Origin of the sequence: Prescottella equi (genome assembly GCF_002094305.1) — a bacterium.
Lineage (GTDB): Bacteria > Actinomycetota > Actinomycetes > Mycobacteriales > Mycobacteriaceae > Prescottella > Prescottella equi.
Genome location: NZ_LWTX01000001.1, coordinates 180611 through 195967 on the forward strand (window position 1 = coordinate 180611; position 15357 = coordinate 195967).

14 protein-coding genes are annotated in these 15357 nt (G+C 69.2%); 6 read left to right on the forward strand and 8 right to left on the reverse strand.

The genetic code is table 11. From position 1 onward, the window contains the following. Positions 1-11 precede the first annotated feature (11 nt). Positions 12-638: a TetR/AcrR family transcriptional regulator gene (locus A6I89_RS00895; protein WP_005518617.1), complete on the reverse strand. Its 627-nt coding sequence runs from the start codon at positions 636-638 to the stop codon at positions 12-14. A gap of 61 nt (positions 639-699) precedes the next feature. Between A6I89_RS00895 and A6I89_RS00900 the strand changes: the two genes are divergently transcribed. From A6I89_RS00900 to A6I89_RS00910, 3 genes are read left to right on the forward strand one after another with little or no spacing between them, the layout of a single operon-like run. After that, a complete protein-coding gene (locus A6I89_RS00900) occupies positions 700-1647 on the forward strand; it encodes a patatin-like phospholipase family protein (protein ID WP_022597199.1) in 948 nt (315 codons plus the stop codon). Next, positions 1644-3110, forward strand: a complete 1467-nt coding sequence (locus A6I89_RS00905; protein WP_022597198.1) for a flavin-containing monooxygenase — start codon at positions 1644-1646, stop codon at positions 3108-3110. The genes A6I89_RS00900 and A6I89_RS00905 overlap by 4 nt, the downstream gene beginning before the upstream one ends. Continuing rightward, on the forward strand, positions 3107-3949 hold the full coding sequence (locus tag A6I89_RS00910; protein WP_022597197.1) for an SDR family oxidoreductase: 843 nt from the start codon (positions 3107-3109) through the stop codon (positions 3947-3949). Before A6I89_RS00905 ends, A6I89_RS00910 begins: the two co-directional genes overlap by 4 nt. Here A6I89_RS00910 and amaB read toward each other — a convergent pair. Together amaB and hglS are read right to left on the reverse strand one after the other, a co-directional pair. Beyond that, a complete protein-coding gene (gene amaB, locus A6I89_RS00915) occupies positions 3946-5475 on the reverse strand; it encodes an L-piperidine-6-carboxylate dehydrogenase (RefSeq protein ID WP_022597196.1) in 1530 nt (509 codons plus the stop codon). The genes A6I89_RS00910 and amaB overlap by 4 nt on opposite strands. Further along, a complete protein-coding gene (hglS, locus tag A6I89_RS00920) occupies positions 5472-6743 on the reverse strand; it encodes a 2-oxoadipate dioxygenase/decarboxylase (RefSeq protein ID WP_022597195.1) in 1272 nt (423 codons plus the stop codon). Before hglS ends, amaB begins: the two co-directional genes overlap by 4 nt. A 65-nt stretch (positions 6744-6808) precedes the next feature. Here hglS and lat point away from each other — a divergent pair, with 65 nt between their 5' ends. From lat to A6I89_RS00935, 3 genes are all read left to right on the forward strand, one after another. Next, the gene (gene lat / locus A6I89_RS00925; protein WP_022597194.1) at positions 6809-8149 is read left to right on the forward strand and encodes an L-lysine 6-transaminase; all 1341 of its coding nucleotides are present in this window, start codon (positions 6809-6811) and stop codon (positions 8147-8149) included. A gap of 109 nt (positions 8150-8258) precedes the next feature. Next, on the forward strand, positions 8259-9809 hold the full coding sequence (locus A6I89_RS00930; protein ID WP_013416780.1) for an MBL fold metallo-hydrolase: 1551 nt from the start codon (positions 8259-8261) through the stop codon (positions 9807-9809). Between the two features lie 80 nt (positions 9810-9889). Next, positions 9890-10705, forward strand: coding sequence for a tyrosine-protein phosphatase (locus A6I89_RS00935; RefSeq protein ID WP_022597193.1), 816 nt, complete (start codon positions 9890-9892; stop codon positions 10703-10705). Positions 10706-10712: 7 nt separating this feature from the next. Here the strand turns inward: A6I89_RS00935 and A6I89_RS00940 are convergent, their stop codons facing one another. From A6I89_RS00940 to A6I89_RS00960, 5 genes are all read right to left on the reverse strand, one after another. After that, positions 10713-11066, reverse strand: coding sequence for a VanZ family protein (locus A6I89_RS00940; protein ID WP_022597192.1), 354 nt, complete (start codon positions 11064-11066; stop codon positions 10713-10715). Positions 11067-11071: 5 nt separating this feature from the next. Then, positions 11072-11413, reverse strand: a complete 342-nt coding sequence (locus tag A6I89_RS00945; protein ID WP_022597191.1) for a hypothetical protein — start codon at positions 11411-11413, stop codon at positions 11072-11074. Further along, positions 11413-11814 carry a DUF1707 SHOCT-like domain-containing protein gene (locus tag A6I89_RS00950; protein WP_005518633.1) on the reverse strand — a complete coding sequence of 134 codons (402 nt, stop codon included), beginning with the start codon at positions 11812-11814 and terminating at the stop codon, positions 11413-11415. The genes A6I89_RS00945 and A6I89_RS00950 overlap by 1 nt, the downstream gene beginning before the upstream one ends. 92 nt (positions 11815-11906) lie before the next feature. Then, the gene (locus A6I89_RS00955; RefSeq protein WP_022597190.1) at positions 11907-13697 is read right to left on the reverse strand and encodes an acetyl/propionyl/methylcrotonyl-CoA carboxylase subunit alpha; all 1791 of its coding nucleotides are present in this window, start codon (positions 13695-13697) and stop codon (positions 11907-11909) included. A gap of 157 nt (positions 13698-13854) precedes the next feature. After that, positions 13855-15282 carry a condensation domain-containing protein gene (locus tag A6I89_RS00960; RefSeq protein ID WP_044991368.1) on the reverse strand — a complete coding sequence of 476 codons (1428 nt, stop codon included), beginning with the start codon at positions 15280-15282 and terminating at the stop codon, positions 13855-13857. Between the last annotated feature and the right edge of the window lie 75 nt (positions 15283-15357).

Sequence of the window (15357 nt, forward strand, 5' to 3'; positions counted from 1 at the left end):
GAGCCGGAGGGTCATGAGCCGACGCTCGCCCCTGAGTCGGGGAGGGGCGAGCCTCGGTGCAGGAGGGCGCGCACATTGTCGGTGACGATCCGCGCCGAGATGGTGGGGTCGATGGCGCGCTGGATACCGAGGCCCACTCCGAGGCTGAGGATGCTGCGCGCCGCCTCCTCGGGCGGCAGCGGCAGCGCGGTACCGGTCGCGGCGGTCAGCGAATTCACCAGCGCGAGAACCATTCCGTGCGCCATCCCCAGGGCCGATGCCAGCGCGGCCTGCACGTCGGGGTCGTGCCGGCAGGCGGCGATGAACTCGAACTCGAGCATCGTCCAACCCACGTCGCCCAAGGTGCGCTCGGCCCACTCCTGGATACGTTCGAGAAGCTCGTCGAGTTCGCCGTCGGCGGCCACGAGCGCTGCCACCTCTTCGAACTTCGTCGTGTGGATCAGGTCGAGAACCTCGAGGCACAGTTCCTTCTTGCCGCGGAAATTCGAGTACACCGCGCCCTTCGAGTAGCCCGCCGTCTCGGCGACCTTCTCGAGAGAAGTCAGCGCGTAGCCGTCGGTGAGGAACAGGTCGCGGGCGGTCGTGAGCAGCTCCGCGCGGGTGCGGGCCTGGCTTTCCGATCTGGTCAAACGTGCCATGCCGTCATTCTTCACGACATTTGGGCTACCGAGAGTATTTGAATGCTGCTAGTTTCTGGATATGACTTCGAGTGACACATATCTCGGTCGCGGGTTGGTCCTCGGATGCGGGGGGACGCTGGGGGCAGCATGGACGGTCGCGGCGCTGATCGCGATCCGGGACGCCCTCGGGTGGGACCCACGCGACGCCGACGTTCTTGTCGGCACGTCCGCGGGTGCCGAACTCGTCACGATGCTCGGGAGCGGCATCGGTGTCGACGAGATCCTCGCGATGCAACTCGGGGAGTCGACGCATCCTGTGCTCGCCGGACACCTCGCAGGCGCGCCCGGCCGATTCCCTCCACTGCCGCGCCCACGCCCGGGTGCGCCCGGCCTGCTGCGGCGTGCGCTGCCCACCATGACCCGGTTGAGCGGACTGCTCCCGGAGGGGCGCGGAGACGCGGAATGGCTCGACCGCCTCGCCACCGGCGTCGCGGCATCCGGCGATTGGGTCGCGCATCCGCAGACGTGGCTGGTCGCGATGGACGCCGCGACCGGGGAGCGAGTGCCCTTCGGCGCGCAGGGGGCGCCGAAGGCGGCGCTGTCCGAGGCGTTGCGGGCGTCGTGGGCGATCCCGGGCTGGATGCGGCCGGTCACCATCGGCGGCCGGAGGTACGTCGACGGCGGTGCGGCATCCACCGCGTCGGCCGACCTGCTGGCCGAACGCGGACTCGACGAGGTGGTCGTGCTGGCGCCCATGGCCTCCCGGGGTCGGGTGCCCGGCCGGGGATCGGCCGCTCTCGAGCGAGCGGTCCTGCGGAACTGGATGAGTGCCGGACTCGACGCCGAGTGTGCGGCGTTGGAGGCGTCCGGCACGCGGGTGATCCGGGTCGACGCGACGGCCGAGGATCTCGCTGTGATGGGCCCCAACTTCATGGACGACAGGCGCCGACTCGCCACTCTGGAACACTCGCTGCGCAGCACCCGAACGTCGGTGCAGCGCGCCCTCGCGACGGGAGCGTCCGCATGACCGGCCACCACGAGGTGATCGTCGTCGGGGCCGGAATCTCGGGTATCGGTGCCGTGATCCGGTTGCAGCGCATGGGGATCGGCGACGTCTTGATCCTCGAGAAGGCCCACGCGCTCGGCGGAACGTGGCGCGACAACACATATCCGGGGTGCGCGTGCGATGTGCCGTCCGCGCTGTACTCGTATTCGTTCGCACCGAACCCGGGGTGGAGCCGACTGTTCGCGGGACAGCACGAGATCCGCGAATACATCGAGCGGACGGCCGCCGAGCACGGCGTGCACGAGCGAGTCGAGTTCGGCACCGAACTGCTGCGTGCCCAGTGGGACGAGCCGACGCGGCGGTGGGTGCTGGAGACGTCGAACGGCACCTTCACCGCGAACGCGGTGATCGCGGCCGCGGGCCCGTGGAATCAGCCGCTCGTCCCCGACATTCCGGGGCTCGACGGGTTCGCCGGGGAGGTGTTCCACTCGTCGCGCTGGAACCACGACTACGACCTGTCCGGCAAGCGCGTCGCCGTCGTCGGGACCGGCGCGTCGGCGGTGCAGTTCGTCCCCGAGATCGCGCCGGTGGTGGGGGAACTGCACCTGTACCAGCGGACCGCCCAGTGGGTACTGCCCAAGCCCGACACCACGCTGCCGGGTCCGGTCCGGGCGGCGATCGGAGCGGTGCCCGGGGCGCTGAACGCGTTGCGGCGCATCCAGTACGGGATCATGGAGGCCCTCGGGGTCGGCTTCCGTAACCCGTGGATCCTGCGGGTGATCCAGCAGATCGGCCGCATGCAGTTGCGGGCGCAGATCCGGGATCCGGAACTGCGGCGGTCGCTCACCCCCGACTACACCCTCGGCTGCAAGCGGCTGCTGATGTCCAACAGCTACTACCCGGCGCTGAACCGTCCGAACGTGGAGGTGCACGCGAACGCGGTGCGGCAGGTGCGGGGCAACGTGGTGATCGGCGCGGACGGGCAGGAACGGGAGGTCGACGCCATCATCTTCGGCACCGGTTTCCACATCCTCGACATGCCCATCGCCGGACGGGTGTTCGACGGTCAGGGGCGCAGCCTCGGTGACCACTGGAAGGGCAGTCCGCAGGCGTACCTCGGCACCACCGTCGCGGGATTCCCCAACGCGTACGTGCTGCTGGGTCCGGCGCTGGGTACCGGCCACACGTCGGCGTTCATGATCCTCGAGGCGCAGCTCGACTACCTGACGGCGGCGATCGGAGCTGCGCGCGCAGCCGGCTGGACCCGGATGGAGACCCGCCCCGAGGTGCAGGCGGCGTTCAATGCGGAGGTGCAGCAGGCCCTCACCACCACCGTCTACAACGCCGGTGGCTGCCAGAGCTACTTCCTGGACGTCAACGGCCGCAACAGCTTCAACTGGCCGTGGTCGACGGGTCGCATGCGAGAACGACTGCGCGACTTCGACGCATCGGCCTACCTGACGTCGACGGAGGTGTCGTCATGACCCGGTATCCCGACATCGCGCTCGAGGGTGCACGAGTGCTCGTGACCGGTGCCGGACGCGGCATCGGCCGCGCCACCGCGAATGCCTTCGCCGCCCGTGGAGCGGACGTCGCCCTCGCCGACCTCGATCGGGGTGCGGTCGAGCACGCCGCAGCAGGCATCGGCACTGCCCATGTTCTCGACGTCCGGTCCCGGACGGCATGGGACGCGTGTGTGGCTGACGTCGGGGCGATCGACATCCTCGTCAACAACGCCGGTGTCATGCCGGTCGGCGGGTTCCTCGACGAGCCGGACGCGACCGGTGAGATGACGATCGACGTCAACGTGTGGGGCCCGATCCACGGGATGCGGGCCGTGGTGCCCGGCATGATCGAGCGCGGACGCGGGCACGTCGTGAACGTCGCGTCGCTCGCTGGGAAGATCGCGATCCCCGGGCTGGCGGTGTACAACGCCAGCAAATTTGCGGCCGTGGGACTCTCGGCGACAGCCCGGCTCGAGTTCGCCGACCACGGAGTGAGCGTCAGCACTGTCCTGCCGAGCGCCGTACGCACGACGCTCACGTCGGGCATACCGCTCGGCAAGGGACTACCGACGGTCGATCCCGAGGACATCGCCGACGCGATCGTCCGTACCGTCCGCACCCGCCGCGCCGAGACACCCGTTCCGGGTTACCTCGCGGCACTCGACGTCGGGCTCGCCGTGGCACCGGAACGGTTGGTGCGGTGGATCCGCCGCGCCGTCGGCGGTGAGCGGGCACTGACCCGCGTCGACCCCACCGCACGGGCCGACTACGACGCGCGGCTGCGACGCGACGAGAACCGCGGCGAGCAGACCGGCTAGCCGAACTCCACCCCTTGCGCGAGGGGGAGTTCGTCGGAGTAGTTGACGGTGTTGGTGGCGCGGCGCATGTACGACTTCCAGGCGTCCGAGCCGGACTCACGCCCGCCACCGGTGTCCTTCTCGCCGCCGAACGCGCCACCGATCTCGGCGCCGGACGTGCCGATGTTGACGTTCGCGATGCCGCAGTCGGAGCCGTCGGAGGCGAGGAATCGCTCGGCCTCGCGCTGGTCGGTGGTGAAGATCGACGACGAGAGCCCCTGCGGGACAGCGTTGTGCAGTTCGATGGCCTCGTCGAACGTGTCGTACGCGAGGACGTAGAGGATCGGCGCGAACGTCTCGGCCCGCACGATCGTGGTCTGTGACGGCATCCGGACGATCGCGGGCCTGACGTAGAACGAGCCGCCGCCACCGATGCGTTCGCCGCCGGTGACGACGACGCCGCCGTCGGCGCGCGCGGTGTCGAGCGCGGAGTGCATCGCGTGCAGCGCTGCTCCGGAGATCAACGGGCCCACCAGGACGCCGTCGTCGAACGGGTTGCCCACCCGCAGTTGCCGGTACGCGTCGGCGATCCGGTTGGTCACCTCGTTGACGATCGACCGGTGCACGATGAGCCGGCGCAGCGTCGTGCAGCGCTGTCCCGCGGTCCCGGCGGCCGCGAAGACCACCGCGCGCACGGTCAGATCCAGATCGGCCGACGGCGTCACCACCGCGGCGTTGTTGCCGCCCAACTCCAGCAGGCAGCGGCCGAAGCGGGCTGCTACCCGGGGCGCCACCGCGCGGCCCATCCGGACCGATCCGGTCGCGCTCACGAGCGCGATCCGCGGGTCGTCGACCAACTGCTCGCCCACCACCGCCGTCCCGAGCACCACGTGGTGCAGGCCGTCCGGGGCTCCGGTCTCGGCCGCCGCCCGGCGCAGCAGCGCGTCGCACGCGATCGCGGTGAGCGGGGTCGTCTCGGACGGCTTCCACACCACCGGGTCACCGCACACCAGCGCCAGCGCGGTGTTCCACGACCACACCGCGACCGGGAAGTTGAACGCCGAGATCACCGCCACCACGCCGAGCGGATGCCACGTCTCCGCCAGCCGATGCCCCGTCCGCTCCGAGGCGATGGTGCGCCCGTACAGCTGCCGGGACAGTCCGACCGCGAACTCGCAGATGTCGATCATCTCCTGGACCTCGCCGAGGGCCTCGGAGCGGATCTTCCCCGCTTCGAGGGTCACCAGGTCCGCCAGGTCGGTCTTGTGCTGGACGAGCAGCTCACCCAACCGGCGGACCACCGCGGCCCGCCCCGGGGCAGGCGTAGTCCGCCACGGCGGGAACACCTCCGCTGCGCCCCGCACCGCCGCGTCGACGTCGGCGGACGTGCTGGGGTGCAGGAAGGCCAGCACGGAACCGTCGATGGGCGTCCGCGCTTCGATGGGGGCCGGTCCGGCGTCGCCGGCGATGTCGGGAAGTGTTGCCCCGCAACGACCGAGCGCCGCGATCGCCCGGTCCGCCAACAGTCCTGTGCCGGGAAGTGTCATCGCCGTTGTCCTCTCGACTGTTCCTGCTGACGTCGGTACAGCTCGTACGGATCGTGGATGTCCCGGCCGATCGCCGCCGCCAGCGAGGCGCGGGAGAAGTCGGTGCCGGACTCTGCGGCGGACGCGGCAGTGTCGGTGTGGGTGTCGGTGTCGGTGTCGAGATTCGATCGGAAGATGCCGGCCGCGGACTTCGGTAGGAAGTCCTCGTAGACGATCGGTTCGCGCACCCCGTCGTGGTACGTGAAGTAGGCGGCCTCGTGTTTCTCGAGTTCGTCCTCCGACGCCGGGAACCGCTTGTCCCACAGTCCGTTCGCGTTCGACGGATCCGCGTCCATCAGCTCGTCGTAGAGTGCCCGCCCACTCGGGGTGAGTGCGATCCCGCGTGCCTCGACCTCGCCGAACCGCACCCGCAGCGCGCCGTCGGTGACCGAGCCGTCGGGCAGCGCGAAGCGGCGCGGTTCGGCCAGCGCCCGGAACGACGTCTGCCGCAGCAGCACCGGCGGGCCGTCCCACCGCGGCGGCCCCTGGATCCGGTCGATCATCGCGATGCCGCGCGCCGACATCCGCGCGTACAGGTCGTCGATGTCGAGCACCCGCGGCGTCAGGTGATTGATGTGGGTGCTGGTGACGCCGCCGATGTCCGCGGCCACCGCGGAGACCTGCTCGAGTTCGCGATACCACCCCAGGTCCACCGGTTCGTGCGACAACTCGAACACCGACGTCGCGAGCGCCACGAAGCGCTGCGCCTGCGGCTCGTCGAGGCCCCCGTCGTCCGCGGCGCGGCGGGCCAATGACAACAGCACGTCCGGGAACAAGCGACGGCGTGCCAGGAAGCCGTCGAGTTGCCGCTGCAGGTCGGCATCGAAAAAGCGCCGATCCGATGTCGTCAGCATCGACGTGAACACCCGGAACGGGTTACGCGCCAACTCGTAGGGATCGATCGGGCGGAAGGCGGTGGATACCACCGGCACCGGCGGCGTCGCCTCGCGCAGGTCGTAGAAGCCCACCGGGTACATGCCGAAGCCGGCGAACAGCACCGCGACGTCGTGCATCTCCGCCGGCGTCCCGACCCGGATTGCGCCATGCCGTTCCGCGGTCACCCGTCCGATGCTGCCGAGGCGTTCCGCGGTGTCCGGGTGCGCGGCCAGATGGTCCGCATTGACCTGTTCGGTGACGTCCACGAGCGTCGTGTACTCCGGAACCTCGCGGCCGTACATGCGAGACAGCGCCGCAGCGAATCTCGACCGCAGTTCGTGGATTTCGGCCATCGCTCCTCGATCGTACGAGCCTCGATGCCCGGACGTGGGGCGGAACGCTGACGTAGCCTTTGAGCATGAGCACCGCGGTCCGCCCCGCGGCCGGTGACTCGGACCTGCCGGCCGGGCGAGTGCACGACGTCCTGCGAGCGCACATGCTCGCGGACGGTTTCGACCTGGTCCTCGATCTGGAGGCCTCACGCGGAGTGAGCGTGGTCGATCAACGGGACGGCACCGCGTATCTGGACATGTTCGGGTTCTTCGCGTCGTCCGCGCTCGGCATGAACCATCCGGCACTCGCCGACGACGGCGCGTTCCGTCACGAACTCGCGACCGCTGCGATAAACAAGCCCAGCAACTCCGACGTCTACACCGTCCCGATGGCGCGGTTCGTCGACACGTTCGCGCGGGTGCTCGGGGATCCGGCGCTGCCGCACCTGTTCTTCGTCGACGGCGGCACCCTCGCCGTGGAGAACGCGCTCAAGGTCGCGTTCGACTGGAAGAGCCGCCGCAACGAGGCCGCCGGACGCGATCCCGCGCTCGGCACCCGGGTGCTGCACCTGACCGAGGCGTTCCACGGGCGCAGCGGCTACACGCTCTCGCTCACCAACACCGACCCCACCAAGATCGCGCGGTTCCCCAAGTTCGACTGGCCACGGATCGACGCGCCGTACCTGACCGACGGACAGGACGTGGAACAGGCCGAGGAACGCGCTCTCGCGCAGGCCCGGCGGGCATTCGCCGACCACCCGCACGACATCGCGTGCTTCGTCGCCGAACCGATCCAGGGCGAGGGCGGCGACCACCACTTCCGGCCCGAGTTCTTCGCCCGCATGCGGGAGTTGTGCCTCGAACACGACGCGCTGCTGATCTTCGACGAGGTCCAGACGGGCTGCGGGCTCACCGGAACCGCGTGGGCGTACCAGCAGCTGGGCGTCACCCCCGACATCGTCGCTTTCGGCAAGAAGACGCAGGTGTGCGGGATCATGGCCGGCGGCCGCGTCGACGAGGTGCACGACAACGTCTTCGAGGTGAGCTCGCGGATCAACTCGACGTGGGGCGGCAACCTCACCGACATGGTCCGGGCCCGCCGGATCCTCGAAGTGATCGAGGAGGACCGTCTGATCGACCGCGCCCGGCTGTGCGGCACCCACCTGTTGCGCCGGCTCGACGACCTCGCGGCCGCCCACGACGCCGTCACCGAGCCACGGGGCCGCGGGCTGATGTGCGCGATCACGCTGCCGACGGCCGCGCACCGGGACCGAGTGGTGACGCGGCTGCGGGAGCGCGAACACGTCCTGTTCCTGGCGACGGGGGAGCGCGGCATCCGGTTCCGGCCGCCGCTCACCGTGACCATCGCCGAACTCGACGCCGCCGTCGACGCGCTCGATCAGACCCTGGCCGCGGTGCATCCGTAGGGGCCGAAGTCCCGAATACCTGGTGTTTCGGCCCACATCGGTGGTGCGCCGGGCGGGATCGCGGCCTCGCCTCGTTACGATTGTCGAGGTCTATCGAGGAGGCAGACGAGTGCAGATCACCAGCGTCGGACACGCCGGATTCCACATCCAGACCGAAGCGGGGTCGATTCTCTGCGACCCGTGGGTGAATCCCGCGTACTTCGCGTCGTGGTTCCCGTTCCCGGACAACACCGGTCTCGACTGGGACGCCCTCGGGGACGTCGACTACCTGTACGTCTCGCACCTGCACAAGGACCACTTCGATCCGGAGACCCTGGCCGCGCACGTCAACAAGGACGCCACCGTCCTGCTCCCCGACTACCCGGTGCCGGACCTCGAGCGTGAACTCCGCAAGCTGGGCTTCACCAAGTTCTTCGAGACCGAGGACTCCGTCAAGCACACGGTGAGCGGTCCCAAGGGCGACCTGGACATCATGATCATCGCGCTGCGCGCGCCGGCCGACGGCCCGATCGGCGACTCCGGCCTCGTCGTCTCCGACGGCGAGACCGTGTGCTTCAACATGAACGACGCCCGGCCCGTCGACATGGACCCGATGCTCGAGGCGTTCGGCAAGATCGACATCCACCTGCTGCAGTACTCGGGCGCCATCTGGTACCCGATGGTCTACGACATCCCGGCCGGCACCAAGCGCAACTTCGGCAAGCAGAAGCGCCAGCGCGGCATGGACCGCTGCCGCAGCTACATCGAGCAGGTCGGCGCCACCTGGGTCGTGCCGTCCGCCGGTCCGCCGGTGTTCCTCGACGACGCGCTCCGTTCGCTCAACGACGATCACGGCGACGAGGGCAACATCTTCCCCGACCAGATCGTGTTCCTCGAGCAGATGAAGATCCACGGCAACGACGGCGGCCTGCTGATGATCCCCGGCTCGACCGTCGACATCCACGGCGAGAAGGCCACCCTGGCGCATCCCATCCCGGACGCCGACGTCGAGAAGATCTTCACCGACAAGGCCGCCTACATCGAGGACATGGCGCAGCGCATGGCGCCCGTCATCGCCGCGGAGAAGGCCTCGTGGGCGCCCGCCGAGGGTGAGCCGCTGCTCGGACCGCTCAAGGCCAAGTTCGAGCCGATCATGGCGCAGTCCGACGTGATCTGCGACGGCATCGGCTACCCGGTGGGACTGGTGATGGGGGACGAGACCGTCGTCCTCGACTTCCCGAATCGCACGGTCCGCGAGCCGCAGGAGGGGGACGGCAAGTATCGCTACGGCTTCCGCATCGCGCCCGAACTGGTGCGCACCGTGCTGCGCGACGACGAACCGGACTGGGTCAACACGATCTTCCTGTCCACCCGCTTCGAGGCGTGGCGCGTCGGCGGGTACAACGAGTTCCTCTACACGTTCTTCAAGTGCCTCACCGACGAGCGCATCGCGTACGCCGACGGCTGGTTCGCCGAGGCGCACGACGACACCGCCTCGATCGAGGTCGGCGGCTACGAGATCCAGCGTCGCTGCCCGCACCTCAAGGCGGACCTGAGCAAGTTCGGCGTCGTCGAGGGCTCCAACCTGACGTGCAACCTGCACGGCTGGCAGTGGGACCTCGAGACCGGCCGCTGCAAGACCTCGAAGGGCCACGAACTGCGCTCGAAGAAGCTGAGCTGACGGCCCACCCCACACGACACGAGCCCGGCGGCCGAGACTTTCACGAGCCTCGGCCGCCGGGTTCGTCTAGATTCGGGCGCATGACGTCAACCTCCGGGGAGAAGCCCGGTGCGAGCATCCCGATCGAGTCCGTCCCGAACCTGCGTGACGTCGGCGGCTACCGCACGCGGGACGGCGCGACCATCCGGTTCGGGCGCTACTACCGCTCGACCGACCTCAGCAAGATCACCGTCGACGACGCCCCGCGTCTGGCGGAGCTCGGCCTGGTGACGGTGTTCGACCTGCGTACCCACTCCGAGCGGGAGGCGGCGCCGGACCGGTTGCCGCCGTCGGCACGTGAGGTCCCGCTCGACGTCCTCGCCGACAAGGCGCTGCGCTCGGTGCCCGCACAGATGCAGGCCGTGATGTCGGATCCGTCGATCGCCGTGTCGATGCTGGGCGAGAACAAGGCGCTCGACTACTTCCTCGGCAGCTACCGCGACTTCGTGACCCTGCCGAGCGCCATCGCGTCGTACCGCACGCTGTTCACGGATCTGGCTGCGCACGACAATCTTCCGGCCCTCGTGCACTGCACCACCGGCAAGGACCGCACCGGCTGGGCGTCGGCCTCGCTGTTGCTCCTGCTCGGATTGGACGAGGACGCCGTCTTCCACGAGTATCTGCTCACCAACGAGCAGTTGCTGCCGGCGTTCGCGTCGATCTTCGACAAGTTCACCGCCGCCGGCGGCAACCCGGAACTGCTGAAGCAGGTCCTCGGCGTGCGGCCGGAGTACCTCCAGGCGGCCCTCACCCAGATGCGCGAGAAGTTCGGCTCGATCGAGGGCTACTTCGCGGACGGACTCGGCATCGACGTCGCCGGACAGGACGCGATCCGCGCGCACCTGCTGGAGGGCTGAGAGCGGCTCAGACGGGGATGCGCAGCGGGCGTGCCAGCACCCGCGCGGCCACCAGACCGACCACGATGCCTACGGCGTCGGCCGCCGCGTCCCACACCGAGCAACTTCGCTGGATCGGCAGGGCGCCCTGCAGCACCTCGGACACCGCGGCGAACGTCAGCAGCCACGCCGCCGTCCATCCCACGCCGATCCGGGCATAGCGCGATGTCAGGGCCAGCGCCGCGAACATCAGCGCGTGGGTGATCTTGTCGCTGTTCTCCGGTCCGCTCGGGACCGTGGAGCCGGGAGAGAACAGCATCACCAGCACGACCACCGTGGCGATCGCGAGCGGAACACAGCGCCTGTCGAATCGGTCGAGCATCGGCCTCATCGTCCCGTGACGGCGAGTCCGAGCGCACCCTCGGCGAACCGGCGGACGGCCTCGGTGGCGGCCGCGAGCGCGTCGTCGTGGCCGGCGCGTGCCCACCCGCTCAGCGCGCCGTCGGCGCCGCCGGGCGTCAGCCCCACCTCGGCCAGCAGTTCACCCGTCGTGGGTTCGCACACGGCCCAGGAGAAGTGCTCCTCCGTCTCCCACTGCCGCGCACGATCTGCGACGTAGCCGGGATCGGTGACGCCGCCGTCACGCAGCGCGGGACGGTCGTCGACCCGCTCGTCGGCGCGGAGTGCGCGCAGATACCAGGAGCCGGAGTTGATCTCGATCGGTTCCATCAGCAGCTGCCGCGCCCTTTCCTGCCGTCCCTGCCGCCGAAGAGGATCGCCGCGGTCGCGGGGATCAGGAGGAAGAACAGCCAACTGTTGTCGATCGGCACCACGAAGAACAGTGCCAGTGCCACGAACGGGATCACCGCCATGACGGTGTTGCGCCACGTCTTCTCACCGTCGACGTCCGCGGGCTCCGGAGAGACCTTCGACGGCGCGGACGGCGTGAGCGACGGCAGATCCGAGAACACCTCGTCCAGCTGCCCGCGCGTGGTGGCCGCGGCGATCTGTCCGCTGCGCTCGTCGAACTCGACGACCGTGAGCCGGCCGTCGGAGAAGTGCTGCGACAGTGCCGCGAGCGCCTGCTCGCGTTCGGCGGTGCCGATACGGATCTCCGGGACGTCGGACATGTCGTGAAGCCTACTGCCCGAACAGCACTGTGCGCGCCCCGCGAATTCGCGAGGCGCGCACAGTGGGAAGCGGTGGGTTACCTACCGAGACATCACTTCAGCTCGGCGAGAACCGTGCCCTGCGTGATGGCGGCGCCGGCCTCGACCGCGAGACCGGTGACGACACCGGCCTTGTGCGCGGTGACCGGGTTCTCCATCTTCATGGCCTCGAGAACGACGATCAGATCGCCCTCGGCGACCTCCTGGCCCTCCTCGACGGCGACCTTGACGACGGTGCCCTGCATCGGAGCCGTCACGGCGTCACCCGAAGCGGCACCGCCACCGGCGCCACCACGCTTGCGCGCCTTCGGCTTCTTGCGGATCACGCCGGCCGGGGCGCCGCCCGTGCCGATCGAGAACGAACCGGGCAGCGAGACCTCGACGCGACGGCCACCGACCTCTACGACGACCGACTGACGGGGCAGGTTCTCCTCGTCGTCCGCGGCAGCACCCGAACCGGTGAACGGCTCGATCGGGTTGTCCCACTCGGTCTCGATCCACTTGGTGTAGACGTCGAACTTCTCGCCGTCGCCGATGAACGCGGGGTTCTCGACGATGTGGCGGTGGAACGGGATGACCGTGGCGAGGCCGTCGACCTCGAACTCGGCCAGAGCACGCGCGGCACGCTGCAGCGCCTGCTCGCGGTTCTCGCCGGTGACGATCAGCTTGGCGAGCATCGAGTCGAACTGGCCGCCGATGACGTCGCCCGCGACGACACCCGAGTCCACGCGGACGCCGGGGCCCGTGGGCTCCTTGTAGACGGTGATGGGGCCGGGGGCGGGCATGAAGCCGCGGCCGGCGTCCTCGCCGTTGATGCGGAACTCGAAGGAGTGGCCGCGCGGAGTCGGATCCTCCTTGATGCTCAGCTCCTCGCCGTTGGCGATGAGGAACTGCTGGCGGACCAGGTCGATGCCGGCGGTCTCCTCGGTGACCGGGTGCTCGACCTGCAGGCGGGTGTTGACCTCGAGGAACGAGACGGTGTCGCCCTGGACCAGGTACTCGACCGTGCCGGCGCCGTAGTAGCCGGCCTCCTTGCAGATGGCCTTCGCCGACGCGTGGATGCGCGCGCGCTGATCGTCGGTCAGGAACGGCGCGGGGGCCTCCTCGACCAGCTTCTGGAAGCGGCGCTGCAGCGAGCAGTCGCGGGTGCCGGCGACGACGACGTTGCCGTGCTTGTCGGCGATGACCTGGGCCTCGACGTGGCGGGCCTTGTCCAGGTACTGCTCGACGAAGCACTCGCCGCGACCGAAGGCCGCGATGGCCTCACGGGTGGCCGACTCGAACAGCTCGGGGATCTCCTCGATGGTCTGCGCGACCTTCATGCCACGACCGCCGCCACCGAAGGCAGCCTTGATCGCGACCGGGACGCCGTACTGCTTGGCGAACTCGACGACCTCGTCGGCGTTCTTGACCGGGTCCTTGGTGCCGGCCGCCATCGGAGCGTTCGCGCGCTCGGCGATGTGGCGGGCGGTGACCTTGTCGCCCAGGTCGCGGATCGACTGCGGCGAGGGGCCGATCCAGATCAGGCCCGCGTCGATGACGGCCTGCGCGAAGTCGGCGTTCTCGGACAGGAAGCCGTAGCCGGGGTGGATCGCGTCGGCGCCGGACTTCTTCGCGGCTTCGAGGATCTTGTCGAACACCAGGTAGGACTCGGCCGACGTCTGACCGCCGAGGGCGAACGCCTCGTCAGCCAGCTTCACGAACTGTGCATCCGCATCGGGCTCGGCATAGACAGCGACGCTGCCGTAGCCGGCATCCTTCGCGGCTCGGATGACCCGCACAGCGATCTCGCCGCGGTTGGCGACGAGCACCTTCGTGATCTGCGCGCTGGCTTGAGTGGGCACTGAGCCTCCTGTGTTTCGCATGGTCTGTCCCCGTGGATCACCTGTGGGGTCACCGGCGGGTATCTGTTGGCATCTCATCGGAGTGTATGCATCAATCCGATAGACGATGTAACCGGATAGCGCTTACACATTAAGGGCTCGGCGCGGCATCGCAACCCTACTGATCAGTAGTGGCACCTGTGCTCGCGACGGCGGTCGGCATGTTCGCCCGGACGGGCTCGGAGGCCGCGACGACGTCGAGCATGGCGCGACGCGCGCGGTGCAGGAACAACATCACGCTCTCGGTGGCGGTGTCGGTTCCCGGGAATCGCGCGGAGATGTTGAGGCCGTGCGGGGTTCGATTCACCCAGACGTAGACGTCGTGGGTGTAGTGACGGCTGCGCAGCGCCCGCGCGTGGATCTCCGGCCACTGCTGGGCCATCGGAACGAACCGGACGTCCATGAAGGAGACGACGAAACGCGGCCGGATGGGGGTCCCCAGGATCTCCTCGACCCGCGCGAACGGCACCTTCGCCGCCGGCTTGGTGAGGGAGATCGCAGCCGACGCCCGCGCGGCGGCCTCCGCGAAGTCCGCCGCGCCGGCGATGTCGAACTCGATGGGGGCGAGGCCGACGAACCAGCCCAGCGACGTGGCCCAGTGCGGATCGTTCCGCGTGTGCACGGGCGTGACGGTCCGGAACACCGTGTCGCCGCTCAGTTCGGCGGCCGACTGCGCCAGGCACGCCAGGACGCCCGCGAAGAAGTTCTGCCCCGCGCGGTGGCATGCCGTGTTGAAGGCGGCGGCCTGGCCGGCGTCGAACACCCACTCCGACACTGCCCGCTGCGCGATCCGTTCCGCCGGACGCGGCCCCAGATCGAGCGGGAAGTCCGACAGGCGCCCCTTGCTGCGCTCGAAAGCCGCCCGCCAGCACTCGACGGCCGGGTGGGTGCGATCGATCGCCGAGGCGGCCGCTCGTTCCTCGGTGCCGAAGTCGATGTAACTGCCGGCCGGGACCAGCAGCGACGGCCTCCCCGTCAGCGCCTCCGTGTAGAGGCTGGTGATCTCGTGCGCCACCAATACCATCGAGAGCCCGTCGATGATCGAATGGTCGGCAGCGAAGAACACCGTGCATTCGGGTGTTGGATCGGAATGCTCGAGCGTGACGAACAGATACGCGGGCCAGCGGTGCGGCGAGGTCAGCTCGTCGAACAGGTCGTGGACCCGCTCGTACACGGTGTCCGCGTCGAACTCGAACTCGTGCCGGACCTCGTTGAGTTCGATGCCGGCGGGGTCGATGGTGCGGCGTGTGATGCGCCCGTCGTGGCCCAGCGCGGCATGCGTGCGCAGCGGCTCGTGGCGTTCGATCCACATCCCCACCGCCGTACGGAAGGCGTCGTGGTCCAACTCGCCCGGAATGCGGAACGCGGCCCCGAGCCAGGACTCCCGGCCGTCGTCGTGGGTGCCGTCGGCGGTGCGGCGCAGGTGTGCCTCGTGGATGTACGACGCCGGACGGCCGTCGTCCACCCACCCGGTGGTGGCTTCGGGTAACCACTCGGTGAGCATGCCCGGGGAGATCGCGTAGTCCGCGAGCTCGGTGAATTCCATCGTGGAGAATCCAGTCTCTTGTCCCGTCGCGGTGGCGGCGGTGAAGATCGTCACAGTGAAGTTGTCGGGAAGGGT